The organism is Chamaesiphon sp. (assembly GCF_041737865.1).
Lineage (GTDB): Bacteria > Cyanobacteriota > Cyanobacteriia > Cyanobacteriales > Chamaesiphonaceae > Chamaesiphon.
Genome location: NZ_JBGSQZ010000176.1, coordinates 37,854 through 52,578, shown reverse-complemented (window position 1 = coordinate 52,578; position 14,725 = coordinate 37,854). Strand labels below are relative to the sequence as shown.

Annotated in this window: 11 protein-coding genes; 4 read left to right on the top strand and 7 right to left on the bottom strand. The window is 42.9% G+C overall.

Annotated elements, in window-relative coordinates; all coding sequences use genetic code 11:
- From ACEW9J_RS13420 to ACEW9J_RS13405, 4 genes are all read right to left on the bottom strand, one after another.
- Positions 1–1,022: replicative DNA helicase (locus ACEW9J_RS13420; RefSeq protein ID WP_373545617.1), on the bottom strand; the 1,022-nt coding region annotated here is incomplete at its 3' end.
- Positions 1,015–1,872, bottom strand: coding sequence for a DUF6262 family protein (locus ACEW9J_RS13415; protein WP_373545616.1), 858 nt, complete (start codon positions 1,870–1,872; stop codon positions 1,015–1,017). The genes ACEW9J_RS13420 and ACEW9J_RS13415, both read right to left, overlap by 8 nt.
- Positions 1,865–3,958, bottom strand: coding sequence for a tyrosine-type recombinase/integrase (locus tag ACEW9J_RS13410; RefSeq protein WP_373545615.1), 2,094 nt, complete (start codon positions 3,956–3,958; stop codon positions 1,865–1,867). Before ACEW9J_RS13410 ends, ACEW9J_RS13415 begins: the two co-directional genes overlap by 8 nt.
- Entirely contained in the window at positions 3,955–5,058 is a 1,104-nt protein-coding gene (locus tag ACEW9J_RS13405) for a tyrosine-type recombinase/integrase (RefSeq protein WP_373545614.1), read from the bottom strand. Before ACEW9J_RS13405 ends, ACEW9J_RS13410 begins: the two co-directional genes overlap by 4 nt.
- A gap of 486 nt (positions 5,059–5,544) precedes the next feature.
- On the opposite strand from ACEW9J_RS13405, the gene smc reads away from it, so the two are divergent.
- The 4 genes from smc (at position 5,545) to ACEW9J_RS13385 (ending at position 10,896) form a co-directional block, all read left to right on the top strand.
- Entirely contained in the window at positions 5,545–9,153 is a 3,609-nt protein-coding gene (gene smc / locus ACEW9J_RS13400; RefSeq protein WP_373545620.1) for a chromosome segregation protein SMC, read from the top strand.
- A 165-nt stretch (positions 9,154–9,318) separates the two neighbouring features.
- Positions 9,319–10,008: a TIGR04255 family protein gene (locus ACEW9J_RS13395; RefSeq protein ID WP_373545613.1), complete on the top strand. Its 690-nt coding sequence runs from the start codon at positions 9,319–9,321 to the stop codon at positions 10,006–10,008.
- Positions 10,005–10,364 carry a hypothetical protein gene (locus tag ACEW9J_RS13390; protein ID WP_373545612.1) on the top strand — a complete coding sequence of 120 codons (360 nt, stop codon included), beginning with the start codon at positions 10,005–10,007 and terminating at the stop codon, positions 10,362–10,364. The genes ACEW9J_RS13395 and ACEW9J_RS13390 overlap by 4 nt, the downstream gene beginning before the upstream one ends.
- Before the next feature lies 1 nt (position 10,365).
- Complete coding sequence (locus ACEW9J_RS13385) at positions 10,366–10,896, top strand: putative toxin-antitoxin system toxin component, PIN family (protein WP_373545611.1); 531 nt, start codon at positions 10,366–10,368, stop codon at positions 10,894–10,896.
- Between the two features lie 145 nt (positions 10,897–11,041).
- On the opposite strand, the gene ACEW9J_RS13380 is transcribed toward ACEW9J_RS13385, so the two are convergent.
- The 3 genes from ACEW9J_RS13380 to ACEW9J_RS13370 form a co-directional block, all read right to left on the bottom strand.
- The gene (locus ACEW9J_RS13380) at positions 11,042–12,433 is read right to left on the bottom strand and encodes an Eco57I restriction-modification methylase domain-containing protein (protein WP_373545610.1); all 1,392 of its coding nucleotides are present in this window, start codon (positions 12,431–12,433) and stop codon (positions 11,042–11,044) included.
- Between the two features lie 2 nt (positions 12,434–12,435).
- The gene (locus tag ACEW9J_RS13375) at positions 12,436–13,395 is read right to left on the bottom strand and encodes a XamI family restriction endonuclease (protein WP_373545609.1); all 960 of its coding nucleotides are present in this window, start codon (positions 13,393–13,395) and stop codon (positions 12,436–12,438) included.
- Between the two features lie 408 nt (positions 13,396–13,803).
- Positions 13,804–14,535, bottom strand: a complete 732-nt coding sequence (locus tag ACEW9J_RS13370; protein ID WP_373545608.1) for a response regulator transcription factor — start codon at positions 14,533–14,535, stop codon at positions 13,804–13,806.
- Positions 14,536–14,725: the final 190 nt, after the last annotated feature.

Genomic DNA, 14,725 nt, shown 5'->3' with positions numbered 1-14,725 from the left:
TCCTTGAAGGCTCCAGAGAGTTTACCCACTGCTTGCGCTCGATTACCTGCGGCTCTATCGCCTAACTTTTGAATATAATCCATCACCACTAATCCCAAATTACCTCGCTCGGATTTAACCCTTCTGAGTGCAGAGCGCATTCGTGAGGGATTTTGAATGCCAGCAGGAGTATCATCAATAATTAACGGTAGTTGCTTTAATTTCTCCAACCCAGCCACCAATTCTTCATATTCATGCTCGTAGATCTCATTCCTAATTAACCGCTGTGAATCAATACCAGAGTGCATTGCTAAAAACCGCTTAGTCAACTGAGACTTAGACATCTCCGCACTGAAGAAGACTACTGCCTGCTGTTGAGTAGTAGCTAGATAATTAGCTAGATAACACCCCAGCCAAGTTTTACCCATCGAAGCCCTAGCACCAATTACGATTAGGTCTTGCTTGACCAAACCCCCAATCATTCCATCTAGATCTCTCAATCCTGTCGGGTACAGGGGAGGTGAATCTTGACTGATTTGATTGAACACATCAATCAGACAACTTTCAATAGTTTCTGGTTTAAAGCGATCTGCTTTATTGGTACTGATGTTGAATATTTTCTCCTCCGCTTGCTCCATCACTGAATCAATGGGAGTGGCAGTGTCATAAGCCAGATCGGTAATCGATTGAGTAGTGGCAATTAGTTGACGACGTTGGTACTTCTCCTGAACGAGACGTGCTAAATGGTCGATGTTAACAGCACTAACCGTCCGTTCCAACAGTTGAACTAATTTAGCTTCCCCACCTGTCTTCTTTAACAGCTTATGGTCTTTGAGCCAACTGCTGACAGCCAGCATATCTGTTGGCTTTTGCTGCGCGTAAAGGTCTAATATCGCTTGATAGATAACTTGATGCGATTCAATATAGAAAGCTTCAGGGCTAAGGATATCGACAACTCGCAAGATGGCGTGAGGATCTAGTAGCACTCCACCTAGAATGTTTTCCTCAACTTCGATGTTCAATGGTGGTAATTTATCAATCATCGTTATTGAAGATATTGTTTAATGTTTTGAGCTTGTCTAAGGAGACTAATTTAGTCGTCGGTTGTGGTTCGACTAACACAGTGAATATCTCCCTTTGCTGTGGTTGAGATGGACTAATTGGTTCTGCCACTGTCCACCCATCTTGAATAGCAGCAGCTAACCAACCACCAGGATTAGTAACTTCACCTCTAGTTAGTTGGTCTTTTAATGCAGTGATGGCGGCTAAGACTCGTTCCTCGGTCGCGGCTTTTATTCTTTTGGTTAGAGTACTGTTGAGGGATATATTTAGCTGTTCTAGTTCAGTTTTGATTGCGGTACTGACAGATGATTTAGCACCTTGACCGATTGGTGTAACGTTGCTTTGAGCTATTGAGCCTGAACTTATACCTTCATAGGCTTTTAACTGTTCAATGAGATTTTGTATCCGTATTTTTAGAGATTCATTTTCTTTCTTCAATTGTTCGGTTAAGTCGTTAGAACCTTGGACTTGGTGAAGCCTACCTGTTATTGCTTCATTAGCCCGACGGAGTTCAGACATCTCTACCCTAAGTCTTTTTGTCTCTTCCCGCAGAGTATTAATTATTACCGTTTTAGAGTTGTCGGAAGCAATAGGAGCTTGCTTGGGCTTGGCTTGATTCTTTTGCTGGTCGCGTAAAGTGATGATGCGGTTTTTTAGTTCTGGGTACTTGTACAGATAGGCAGTAGAAACATTAGCCGAATGCGATATAGTTTGAAAGTTAATTTTCTGGTTTTGCTTGAGCATCCGTTCGAGAGCTTTCTCTACCCGTTCGGTGGCTTCTTGAGCCTTTAAAGCAGCAGCTTCCTGTAGAGCTTCAATCTTTCTACTCATCGCTACTTACCTCCAAAGATGCGATGACTTTTGCTAGATTATGTTGGATGGGTTCGTTTTTCGTAACCTGTAATTCCCATCCACAGTTACGAGCTTTTTCTATAACTTTAGATGTTCGCTCTAGGGTGTCTCTGAGAACAGGCAAAAAGTGTTTATTAGTCCGCCAATGTGGGCAATTGTAACAGCCATCAAAACCTGGGATATCACAATTACCTAGAAGCTTAGGTCTACCACAATAGCCATGTTCTAACGCCCTGGCTTGAATGTTTTTGGTAAACCATTCGAGATCGTTGTCAGCGGATAGTATAGTTTCCTCTAGCATGACAGTTTCACCTTGAAAGTTAGTTACTCTTGTTTCATGGTATTTCTCCATTTCTTTACGGAGGATATGGTCATGAATGTGGGCATAACGCATAGTCATTTCTGGCGACTCATGCCCTAAATATTTTTGGATAATATGCTGGGGAACACCAGCATTAATCATCCGAGTACCTACTGTATGTCTAAATTGATGTGTCTGAAAATTCCAGATATTGTCTGAACTGTCCTTTATCTTAAAATCTAGAGATAATCTATTTAAATATCTACCAAAAGCTTGTGCAGACATTATCTGCTTAACAGGAATAAATTTGCCTTTATCCTTTCCTTTGCTATGTCCTCTAGCCCTACCACAAAACAAAGAAGAGAAGCTAGTTCCGAACAATTGCTTAATATAAATTTGTTGTTCTTTAATGACTTTAGCTAATTCGTTACTAATAGGCTTGGTATGTTCCTTGTTCATCTTATACATTTGATACTGAATGTACCAACCTTCCTTACCATCAGATTTTAAGCAATCTAATTTCAGCCTAGTTAGTTCTCCAATCCTAAAGCCACATTCTATATCAACCAATAGCATCCGCATCACAGGTTCGGGTAAATGCTCTATATGTTGGGCAACTTGCTTCATTACATATTCTGGAATATATCGCGGATTGTGCTTAGGCTTCTTAGCCCAATCTTCTGGTCTAATTAAAGCAGGTTCAATAATAAACCAGTGGTTAAAAGTTCCTGTTTCAAATAAGGTTTTAAGAGTTGAGATACAATGCGTATATTGGGAGTAAGAGTATTTGTTGATTTTTAAATATGCAAGATAATCTATTATTAAAATCCTGTTTATTTCCTCAAACTCTTGGTTGTAGCCTTGTCCTAAAAGAAATCTAGAAAAAACATTTATGTATCCTACTTTACCAATTAGAGTGGCAAACGCTAATCTAGTGCTAGACAGGTAAAGTATAAATTTCTTGGAGTAATATTTGAGCCAAGACTGTTTGATATAAGAGAAGTTGAGTTTGTAGTGGTGATGGATTCCATCTTCATAGCCTAAATGATTAGCTGTCCAGACATCATGTTCAAAATCAAAGTCTTGAGGGGCATACAAAATATCTGGTCTTTCTGCTCCTACTGTAAATTGTTTTTTACAGTCTTTACATACACACTTTTGCTTTTTCGTTTTGCCTACGCCGCGACGTACAAAATTTTTACTATTGCACCATCGGCAACTTATATTATCCAGGTTCAAATCGTCTCTACCAAAAGCGTTTAAAATATATGTACGCCGACAATCTTTACATCGATACTGCTGCTTTTTTGAAACGATACCATTCAACCAATATTTTATGCTATTACATTGAGGACATACAATCTCTCTTCCTTCTTTATCTAATCTTGGATGAACGCAAAAATATTTATTACAATCCTTACAGCTATAGTTTTGAGTTCCATTTTCCTCTTTACCCCTTCTGAAACAATCATTGCTACTACAGTGAGGGCAAGCAATCGTTTTGTCCTTCTCAAAAATCTTCCATTTTGCATCTGGATAGAACCAATGATTACACTTTTTGCAGTTATATTGTTGTTCTCCATGTCTTGAAAATCCGCGTTTATACAACGCCTTACTATCACATTTAGGACAGCATACTTTTTCCTCTATATCAAGATCTAACTGTGTTTGACTCTCTTGTTCTGTAGTTGGACTACTTTGATGCAATACCTGAAGTTGAAGCGGAGGATTTAACAATTCTTCTATCTGCTTTTCAACTGTCATTCAACTAACTCCCGTTGTTCTAAATACTTGTTGTACTCATTCATCAGATCTTCATTAGATAGATGAACGTAGGTATTAACTGTGGTCTGAATATCAGCATGACCCAATCGCTTTTGAACGTAGGACATATCCCATCCTGCTCGAATCAATTCCGTTGCGTGGGTGTGTCTGAGCAGATGGGGATTGACTTCTATTCCCGTCTTCTTGGACAGTCTTCTAAACAAACTGTTAACGGTCTGATAGCTAAGTGGATTGCCTATTTCCCCTTTACCAGGAGCTTTAGTCACCACAAATACAAAGTCACAATCGAGATCGTCGGGATACTCATCAATTAGATAGGCAGAGTACCACTGCATCAACTCTTTATTGACGTGAACGATCCGTTCTACTCCACCCTTCGCCCTCACAAAGTTGATGTTATCTACTCTAGGTACGACCTTAATTTCGTTGTTATTGCCTGTCACCATATCTTCATGCCTCAACCCCAATGCTTCGCCAATTCTCAATCCACTCTCGTAAAGTAATCGGATGAGGAATTTATCGCGCAGATTGCTACAGGCTTCGACTAGGGTATTAACTTGTTCGGCACTCAAGCAGCCAGGGAAGGTTTTCGGCTCTTTGACTTTGAGCAGTCGGGTCTTGACCTCTTTCCCCTTGCTAATATGGTGGAGGAAGGATTTGTACTTTCGTCCTGGCTGGAGTTGGTAGCGATAGGTTTCAACCCCTGCAAATGTGCCCAGCCGTTCGTGAAACTCGTAGAAGGCGGATACCGTGGTCAAGCAGTGATTGATGGTCTTCTCCGATCGCTTGGAAATCTGCGGCTCGATGGAAATAACCCCTCTGTTTGGGTTTCTGAGCCAATGGATAAAATAAGAAAGGGTTTCTAGGGTGATTTCTCTCCAGTCCTGTCGATTGTCTTCTAGAAACTCCCAGTACAGCTTGAGGTTATGAGCATAGGCAGCAATCGTATTGTGAGAGCGTTGGAGGCTATCCAGATAGTTGAGATACTTTTGGATAGGTTCCACGGGCAGATAATCCCCGTCTAGCACCATCCAGATGAGCTGGTGAGAGTTGGGGATTAGTCCTTTCTGTACCTTCATTGTCTGTTTAGTGGAGATGTACTGACTATATCATAGTTAACAGTAAAGAAATAAAATACATGTGGTTTACATAACGTTGTAGAAATGCTAGTATTTAGTCACGCTGTTGTTGTTGTTAGTATTTATATATTTATAATATATAAAACGGTGCGGCGAACATAATTAGGAAAGTAGCGACAACCTTGGGGCTATGCCTTCGGGGAGTTGGTAGTGGTGCCTTGATGACACCTTTGCGAGTCCGCCTATGGACTGTGCATGAATCCCCTGCCTTAGCCAATCAATCCGCTTGCGGATTGGAGGCGTAGGTATGGGGTACCATCAAGCATCTGGCTCGGTGTCGGCAATTATTTATCTCCAGACTTTGTTCGAGCCTATTCTACATTATCCCCGCTCGAATCCCTCAAACCCACAAACGGACGAGAGTCTGCTAAGATAATCTCTTGGGAAAATGCGGACTCGTGCCGCCAAGGGATGCAGCTAAAACTTATGGTACACATCAAACAGGTAGAACTGTCCCATTTCAAATCCTTCGGTGGTACTACTAAAGTCCCGATTTTACCTGGATTTACTGTGGTGTCAGGGCCGAATGGTTCGGGTAAGTCGAATATTCTCGACGCGCTGTTATTTTGTCTCGGATTGGCTAGTTCCAAGGGGATGCGGGCGGAACGATTGCCGGATTTGGTAAATCACGATCGATCGACTAAGGGCGTGTCTGAGGCGATTGTGACGGTGACTTTCGATCTGGATAATGGGGATGAGCCAGCACCAGAAGTTAAGATCGTCGATATTAGTAGTCTGTCGCCAGCTCCGCCGAAGCAACGGTTGGCGAATGAGTGGGTGGTGACGCGGCGGCTGCGGGTGAATGCTCAGGGTGGTTATACGTCGAATTATTCGATTAATGGGGAGGCTTGCAATCTCGCGGAGTTGCACGACCAATTGAATGCGCTGCGGATTTATCCTGAGGGCTATAATGTGGTGTTGCAGGGGGATGTCACCAGCATCATCTCGATGAATAACAAGGAGCGGCGGGAGATTATTGATGAGTTGGCGGGGGTGGCGGCATTCGATCGCAAGATCGATCGAGCAAAGAGTACACTGGATGAGGTGAAGGAAAAGGTCGAGAAATGCAATATTGTTGCCACAGAATTGGTGGCTCAACGGGACAGATTAGCGCAGGATAAAATTAAGGCTGAAAAGTACCAAAGATTGCGGACGGAATTTCAACAGAAGTCTGTGGAGGAGGTGGTTTTAAAGTGGAAGAATCTGCAACAGAAGCAGTCGAATATTCAGGCGGATTTAGCTAAGGGAAAAGTTGCTCTGGTTGAATTGGATCGACAAGTAATCGATCTTCAAGGTGAGATCGGCACGACAACTACAGAAGTAGAGCGGTTGAATGCTTGTGTGCGGGCATTGGGTGAAGAGAAATTATTAGCGGCTCAAGCGGAATTGGCGACGCAGCAAGCGGAGCAACATCAACTAGTTCAGCAGCAACAAGAGCTAACTATAAATCGCGCGAATACTCATACTAATCAACAGCAATCTGCTACACAATTAGCTAATTATGAGGGCGAGTTTAAAAGTTTAACTAGCACACAACAGCAGTTAGAAACTACCCAGTTGGCGAAACTAAAGATCGATCGCGATGATACTCAATATCAGTTAGGATTAACTAAAGAAAAAGCTAGCTCGATCGCATCCGCATCTACGGCTTGGGTAGAGGAACAAACCCAAGTTAGTCGGCAGATCGAAACCACGCTTCAATTATTAAGTAAACAGCGCACGGCTCAAGCACAACTGACCGAACGTCGCAGTCAGTTAGCTGCAAAAATATCTGAAGAAACCGATCGCTTGGCAACCGTTAGCCCCGAACTAATAGCGAATCAAAATAAAGTCACCCAATTACAAGATAAACTCGCGCAATCGACTGGCGAATTAGCAGTATTAGAAAATAAACTTACCGCCGTTCAAACTAATGTTGATACTCAACTAGAAACCCAAAAACGACTATTACAAGAACAGCGGGATAAACAGCGATTAGTCGATAAATTAGAAGCCCAGAATCAAGTCCAACAAGAAGCACAAGGCACCTTCGCAACCAAGATTATCCAAGAAGCCAAAATCCCTGGCGTACATGGCTTAGTCGCCCAATTAGGTAAAGTCGATCCAGCTTATCAATTAGCTCTAGAAATCTCCGCAGGGGCGAGGCTCGGCAACTTAGTCGTCGAAGATGATGGCGTAGCATCCCGCGCGATCGAAATCCTCAAACAAAAGCGCGGTGGACGAGCGACATTTCTACCATTAAATAAGATTAATCCGCAGCCATTACGCGAGAATGCCTCGTTAAGATCGACCCAAGGTTTCATCGACTATGCAGTTAATTTAGTAGACTTCGATCGCGAGTATGAAAATATCTTTAATTATGTATTTGGTGGGACAATAGTATTCGACAGACTCGATCGAGCGCGGAGTTTATTAGGCAAACATCGAATCGTTACCCTCGACGGCGAATTGCTCGAAGCCAGCGGCGCGATGACAGGGGGAAATATCTCCCAAAAATCCACCCTCCACTTTGGTACAGCCGATGCGAGTGAATCCGCCGAAGTCCGCACCCTCCAACAGCGACTCGCCCAAATCGAACAGATATTGCAAGTCAGCATCGAAGTCGTCAACAAAAGCAACACCGAACTACGTCAACTAAGTACCGCCGTCGCCGATACCCGCCAAAATCAACGGGAAATTAAGCTCAATTTCGATCGCAATCAACAGGAAATCACCCAATTAACCAGTCAACAAACCCAACTCCAGCAGCAGATTTTTAAAAACCAGCAAGATCTAGATCTCACCATCACCAATCTTACCGCCCTAGAACAAACCTTACCCGCCCAAGAAGCCAACCTCGCCGAACATCACGCCGAACTCGCCGAACTCGAAAAATCAGGCGTACATAGCGATTGGCAAGCCATCCAAACCGAGATCAAATCGCTCGAACAACAACTCCAACAACGCCAACAAGCATTAACCAGCGTCGAGCAAAAACTCCAAGAGATCGATCGACACCGCAGTATCTTAACTGAAAAAATCTCTGAAAATCAACGCCGTACTTCAGAATATATCGAACAGATTGGGACACTCGATCGCAAACTCATCGATATTAGGACTAGACTAGCTGGAATTGGCGACTCGATCGCCACCACCAAAGCCGCCCTAGTCATCCTCGACAAAGAACTCGGCACCGACAAACAACAGCGCGACAAAGCCGAAGCCAAACTCCGTCAACTCCACCTCAACCTCCAAGAATTGCAGTGGGAGCAACAAAAACTCACCCAACTCCAACAGCAACGCCAAACCGAAATCGATAACCTGATTATCCAAATCGCCACCCAACGCACCGAACTCCCCGCCGAACTTCCCGAACTCCCCCCCGAATCCCAAACCGACGAATATCTCGCCTCCCTCCAATCCCAAATTCGCCTGCTCCAAAAACGGATGGAAGGGATGGAACCCGTCAACATGCTCGCCCTCGAAGCCTACGAAGAAACCAACAATCGCCTCCAAGAACTCAGCGACAAACTCGGCACCTTGGAAGCCGAAAGTATGGAACTCCTATTGCGGATCGAAAACTTCACCACCCTGCGTTTCCAAGCCTTCAGCGAAGCCTTTGATGCCGTCAACCTCAACTTCCAAGATATCTTTGCCGAACTCTCTGACGGTGACGGCTTCCTCCAATTAGAAAACCCTGAAGATCCCTTCAGTGGTGGTTTAAACCTCGTCGCCCACCCCAAAGGCAAACCCGTCCAACGCCTCTCATCCATGTCTGGGGGCGAGAAATCCCTCACCGCGCTAAGTTTTATCTTTGCCCTCCAACGCTACCGTCCATCGCCCTTCTACGCCTTCGATGAGGTCGATATGTTCCTAGATGGGGCGAATGTGGAACGCCTCTCGAAGATGATTCGCAAACAAGCCAATCAAGCCCAGTTTCTAGTCGTGAGTCTGCGTCGTCCGATGATTGAAGCGGCCGACAGGACGATCGGGGTGACGCAAGCACGGGGAGCTTATACTCAGGTATTGGGCATCAATCTCAAGACTTCGGCTTAAAGGCTGATGAGCTAGGAGAATCAGAAATCCTTTTGTGCTGGGTGTTAATAGTCGGACTGAGTTTGGGTACAATAGCTGAGGTTGCTAATGACCTGCTAAGTTTGCGGTTAAGATCGACTAAACTAGAAATATCACCACCTATTAATATGGCAATGGTTAAAGATAGTGAAAAATCATAAACCTTGGCGCAATGCTCCGTTGCAGGAAGCCGTTTTTGAAATCCGCTTTCCTTCCATCGCCGATTACGCACTTTTTGCTGGAGGCATGGCAATTTCTCAGAAGGGAGACTTTCCTACAACTCTAAAGCTTCATGCCGATCTTCCTGAGATGATTGAATTGGCAGGGTTAGTTAAGCATCGTTTCATATCAGAAGATGAATCTTTATTGTTTCAAACTGGGTCTGATGTACTTAGTATTAACTCTATTAGATATAACGGCTTTTCTAATTTTTTAGATAGTATTCAAAAAATATTAATCGGATCCGAAAATTTCATTAACATATCAAGCTTTACTAGGTTAGGTTTACGTTATATTAATAAATTCTCTAATGTTGAAGATCCATCAACAGTTTTAAACATCAATCTTCCCTTTAATAATATGGATGTTTCTAAAACTCAACTACTTCAGATTCAAGAAATAAATAAAATCAATGATGAAGGAATGTTGCAGGCAATAAATATACAATTTCCGGCAGCACCAAAAGACTTAATATTAGATTTAGATGTATCTCTTAATTTGCCACAGCAATCATGGGATGTTAATAAAATTTCAAGTTGGGCAGATAAAGCACATGATATTATTTGGGATAAATTCCAAACACTGATTTCCGATCGTGAAAAAGAGGTGAGAATATGACATTTAGTACAGAAATAAAATCAAATGATGTCTTTCCATTATCAGCTACAGGACAAGGTAACAAAGCTTATACTAGTAGCTTTTACTATAGATTTCCGGTACAGGTAGGTGTCGTAGTTGCTGCAACTATTATCAACTTAAACTCCGCTGTGACTTTACATCCTCAACCAATTAATCATAGTTCTGCTACAACACTGGAGAAACAGTCTTCTCGTATTGCTCGAACTATCATTGATGCCCAGTATCAAGCTGCGCATATCCAAGTGATAGAGCAAATGCAGATCGAACACCTAGAACCCTTGAATACAGAAGATGATTTTCTGGCTGCTGCGGTTGAAATAACCAAGCGGAAATAGAATGTTGCGGTTGTGTCTGGATCTGAATATTTGGGTTGCTGCTCTACTTGCAGATCGCAAAGGGCGAACGAATACAGGCTCTCAGTATTTGGTTGAAATCGTCAGAAGTGGTTCTTCGCCTGTCGGGGTAGTCAATCTTATTATTTCCTTGGGAATGCTCGATGAACTGAAATCGGTGATTGTCGAGTATCTAGGTTTAAGCATCGAAACAGCCGATGCATATGTATCTGCGATCGAAGAATATGCAAAACTGGGGGCACAATTAACTCTAGGTGGAACTGGGGTAATTGGGATCAGAGACACAGAGGACGCTCATGTCTTAGAAACCGCAATTGCTGGCAGAGCAGATTTTTTGGTTACAGCTAATTTCAAAGATTTTATAGTCAATCGAGATACTAAAATAGAGATTCCCGATCGTCATGCTATTTACTATTCATCAGCCCACAGCCTCCAAATCGTCCATCCCTATCTAATGCTAGAGTGGATTAGAGGAGGAGATATGCCCAAAATATCACCCCAATATCCTCTCTAGTTCTAAGTTAAACCTCTGGGAGATCGATCTTAGTATTTCAGGAGCTGGAACATTAGCAAGCTCCCTCGGCTCTAGCTTGTGCATCCCACCACCATATACTCTCCCCTCATCAATCATCACCTTCTCAGTAATCGAATTCAACGCTTCAAAGAATATTGCTACCATTTCTGAATCTTTGGCGATAACCGCCGCCACTTCCGGCTTTGGATAAAGAATTAGCAACGATCGCTTGTGAATGATTTAGAATAAATCGAAACGACTTCTTACCATTCTTGTTAGATCTACCCATATATGTACAGTAGAAATGACTCTCAGCCCGATTTTCTTGAGCATACCAAAGCTTGCGACTCTTGCACAAATATCGATTGGCAACTCCAGTTCTAATTCCTATCTGAAGATATGCGTACAACTCAGGATATAACTGTTTAACTTCACTAATAGCTAACTTACAATCGAGGACGAACAACTGAGGATCGATCTCTGGATAGCCTAAATCATCAGACTCTACTTCTATCCCAGAAAGATGTCGCGGACTTGGTAAGATCGGTTTGAATTGAGATATTGGCAAACCCTTACTTTCAATATCGCTTTTCGTTAAAATAAAATACTTATTATCACCCGTTGCAATACCACGTTTAACTGAGAAAAAATCACTTAGTCTCGGAGTAATTAAAACTTCCCGTTCATTGCTTACCGGAAATCGTGACCACTTATTTTCATTTTCCAATGTGCCTGCACTGAACATTTTCTCATGTGCGGGAGATTCGATTGAACCACCATAAGTAAACTTGACTTGATGATTTAGATCTGGCTTCTTATTCTGAAACCATACAACAGCAGAAGAAACCAAAGCATCATCAAATTGAGCATCTTTGGGATCGAATCGATGAATTTGCAAAAGGCTTACTTCATTCAGCAGATATTCCTTGACAGCTCGACCATAATTTACATCCATAAATTCACTCGGTATCAACCATACAGCAATACCATTCGATCGCATCCACCGATGAGATAATGCCATAAAATAGCAGTACAAGCCAGCCAAACCAGATAATTTCATATGAGCAGCAGCAATTGCCTCTACATGCAATCTTTCTTTTTGCCCATTGATATGATGGTGGCGAACGTATGGTGGATTGCAAATAATTAAATTAAATTTTTCACTCTCATTTAGTGGTGAAGGTACCTTTGTAAAATCATTTAGCTGATAATCTAAAATACTTTTCGACCATAGAGCGAGAGCAGGTTTTCCGTAATGCTCATCTATTTCATATCCAGTGGCAGATTCAATACATGTAGACGAACAAACATTATTATTTAGCGCACTGAAGAAAGCACCAGTACCAATTGCTGGATCGAGAAAGCGAATTTTCTCACCCGTTGGCATTAGCTTTAAAGCATTCCGCAGAATATCATTAGCCAGGATCGTTGGGGTCGAAAACTGCCCCAAAATATTGCGTTGTTCTTGGGTTTTTAGTAGATAGATTTCTCGCTGAATAATCTGCCTTTGAGCTTCTATTTCCTCGATACATATCATACTCAAAACCCAAATTGTGCTAAATCTTCAATCCGATGCTCCCAAACCAAATCGATACCTTCAGCCGCTTCATACCCCAAGTAACCAGAATCAAAATAGCCACAGAGAAATAAGTCAAATGCGATCTGATTACCGTAGGTTTTACGAAGCTGTTGGATCTTAACAGCCTCTTCCTTTCTCCGCTTATTTGTATTGGTAAAGTCTCCCGCCGACTTTGCCTCAAATAGTGCCGGAAAATCACCCCGCTGGGCATTCTTTCTCATAATTACCGCATCAACCGGAATATTAACTTTCTTACCACCATCCATCGTAATCGGAACATTAAAACGAAATGAAAATGTTCCCGCTGGCATAGTCAGAAAATCTTTAGCATCACCAAGAACAAGCTCACGATAACCCCTTGCTTCCAGCCATGACTTAATTGCTGCAAGTTGGCGTTTTTCCTGAGCATTCCGAATGATGGGATTAGCGACGGCACCACACAATCGATCGGCTACAATTATTGATGCCCGATGAACCTCTTCTGTTGTACCATTGTCGCTGCGCTGCTTCCATACAAAAATATCTGGATCTGCCATTCGCTCGATAATATCGCCGATTCGATTTAATTGTTCCAACAGTTCCGCAGCCTTCATCATTGGTGGAATGCGCTGCTCATCTTCCATACTTTTGACAAGATTAGGCGAAACACCCGCCAGCCCAATCAACCGATCTCGCGCAATCGGTGGACATGTAGCCATTCTCAGCATTGGCAACACCGAAGGATTTGCCTGCAATGTTTCAGGACGAATATTCGTCAAATTTTCAGTGAGCAGTAGTGCCTTTTCAACACGTTTAGTGGTTTCGATCCGAGTTTCCCTAAATGCATTGGGCGCGAAAACCATAAACCATTCATTGTAAAAATCGACAGATCTGGCAACATCAGCTTTCCACAAATCTACCTTATCGCGATTGACTCCCACTAGTTACAGCGGTTTGCGGGTTGATGGGGTACATCGATCTTCAAAAGCCTGATTTGGGAAGAGGTACAGAATTTCAAGTGTCCCCTATGTTCCTGAGAACCGCTGTACTCCTCAAGCTAAATCGACCGCTTTTGATTTGAGCTTACCATTTCCAGATCATCTTTGTGTCACTCTACTGTCGATCGATAATGAACAGATCGCAAACTCACCGATATTAGCACTAGATTAACCGGAATTGGAGACTCGATCGCATCCACTAAAGCCGCCCTAGTCATCCTCGACAAAGAACTATCGATCGAAACTATACCCTCCAATTTTACATAGTCTAATCCACGTCTGTTTAGATCTGGATCGGACTAATTCCCACCACCGATCGATCTAGCCGGAGGAAGCAACTAGCTAAATATATTAGCCAACTGAGATTTTTTCTTCCTCGCGATCGTTCTGAAGCTCTAGACAATAACCCGCACCATAGATCGTCTTGATATATTTGGGGCGACGCGGATCGGGTTCCATCTTGGTGCGGAGGTGGCGAATGTGGACGCGAATTGTTTCAATATCATCATCTGGATCGTACCCCCAGACCTCTTTGAGAATCTCACTAGGCGACACTGTTTGCCCGTGTCGTTGGAGTAAACAGTGCAACAGTTCAAATTCGAGGTGAGTCAGCTTGATCGTGGTTTGTCGCCAAATTGCTTCAAATCTTTCTGGGACTAGGGTAAGTTCGCCATAGTTGAGAATTTCGCTGTGTTTTGCGGCTTGGGGAATCCGATCCGTCCGGCGGAGGAGGGCGCGGACACGCGCCAGCAGCTCTTCGATTTCAAATGGTTTGGTGAGATAGTCATCCGCACCAGCATTGAACCCTTCAACCTTATTCTGGGTTTGGCTCAGAGCCGTCAGCATCAGTACGGGAATATCCGAGGTGCGATCGTCGCGGCGTAATCGTTGGCAAACTGTATAACCATCAACTTTTGGCAGCATCAAATCTAACACGATCAGATCTGGTTGGATTTGGATCGCCATTGCCTGACCTTGAATCCCGTCAGGTGATTGGTTGACCTCATATCCAGCCATTTCGAGGTTAATACAGACTATTTCAGCGATCGCTGCATCATCATCGACGACTAGTATTCGAGGCATTTCGAGTATTTTTGTGTAAATGTATGAAAAGTTTTTAAAAAAATTTAGCGAAAAAAAGCTTTCTGTTAAAGATTATACGCAACTGGATCGAGTCAAGCGAGTTTTTTTTGATATTTCGCAATTTTAGGTAATAGTGACTAGTAGATAGTGGATAGTAAATAGTTGAGGATTAGGTGCACACAATTTTTCT

Excerpts from the sequence above, each read along its gene's own strand:
- ACEW9J_RS13380 (WP_373545610.1), bottom strand. The coding sequence starts at position 12,433 with ATGATATGTATCGAGGAAATAGAAGCTCAAAGGCAGATTATTCAGCGA.
- ACEW9J_RS13390 (WP_373545612.1), top strand. The coding sequence starts at position 10,005 with ATGACATTTAGTACAGAAATAAAATCAAATGATGTCTTTCCATTATCA.
- ACEW9J_RS13385 (WP_373545611.1), top strand. The coding sequence starts at position 10,366 with ATGTTGCGGTTGTGTCTGGATCTGAATATTTGGGTTGCTGCTCTACTT.
- ACEW9J_RS13415 (WP_373545616.1), bottom strand. The coding sequence starts at position 1,872 with ATGAGTAGAAAGATTGAAGCTCTACAGGAAGCTGCTGCTTTAAAGGCT.
- ACEW9J_RS13410 (WP_373545615.1), bottom strand. The coding sequence starts at position 3,958 with ATGACAGTTGAAAAGCAGATAGAAGAATTGTTAAATCCTCCGCTTCAA.
- ACEW9J_RS13370 (WP_373545608.1), bottom strand. The coding sequence starts at position 14,535 with ATGCCTCGAATACTAGTCGTCGATGATGATGCAGCGATCGCTGAAATA.
- smc (WP_373545620.1), top strand. The coding sequence starts at position 5,545 with ATGGTACACATCAAACAGGTAGAACTGTCCCATTTCAAATCCTTCGGT.
- ACEW9J_RS13405 (WP_373545614.1), bottom strand. The coding sequence starts at position 5,058 with ATGAAGGTACAGAAAGGACTAATCCCCAACTCTCACCAGCTCATCTGG.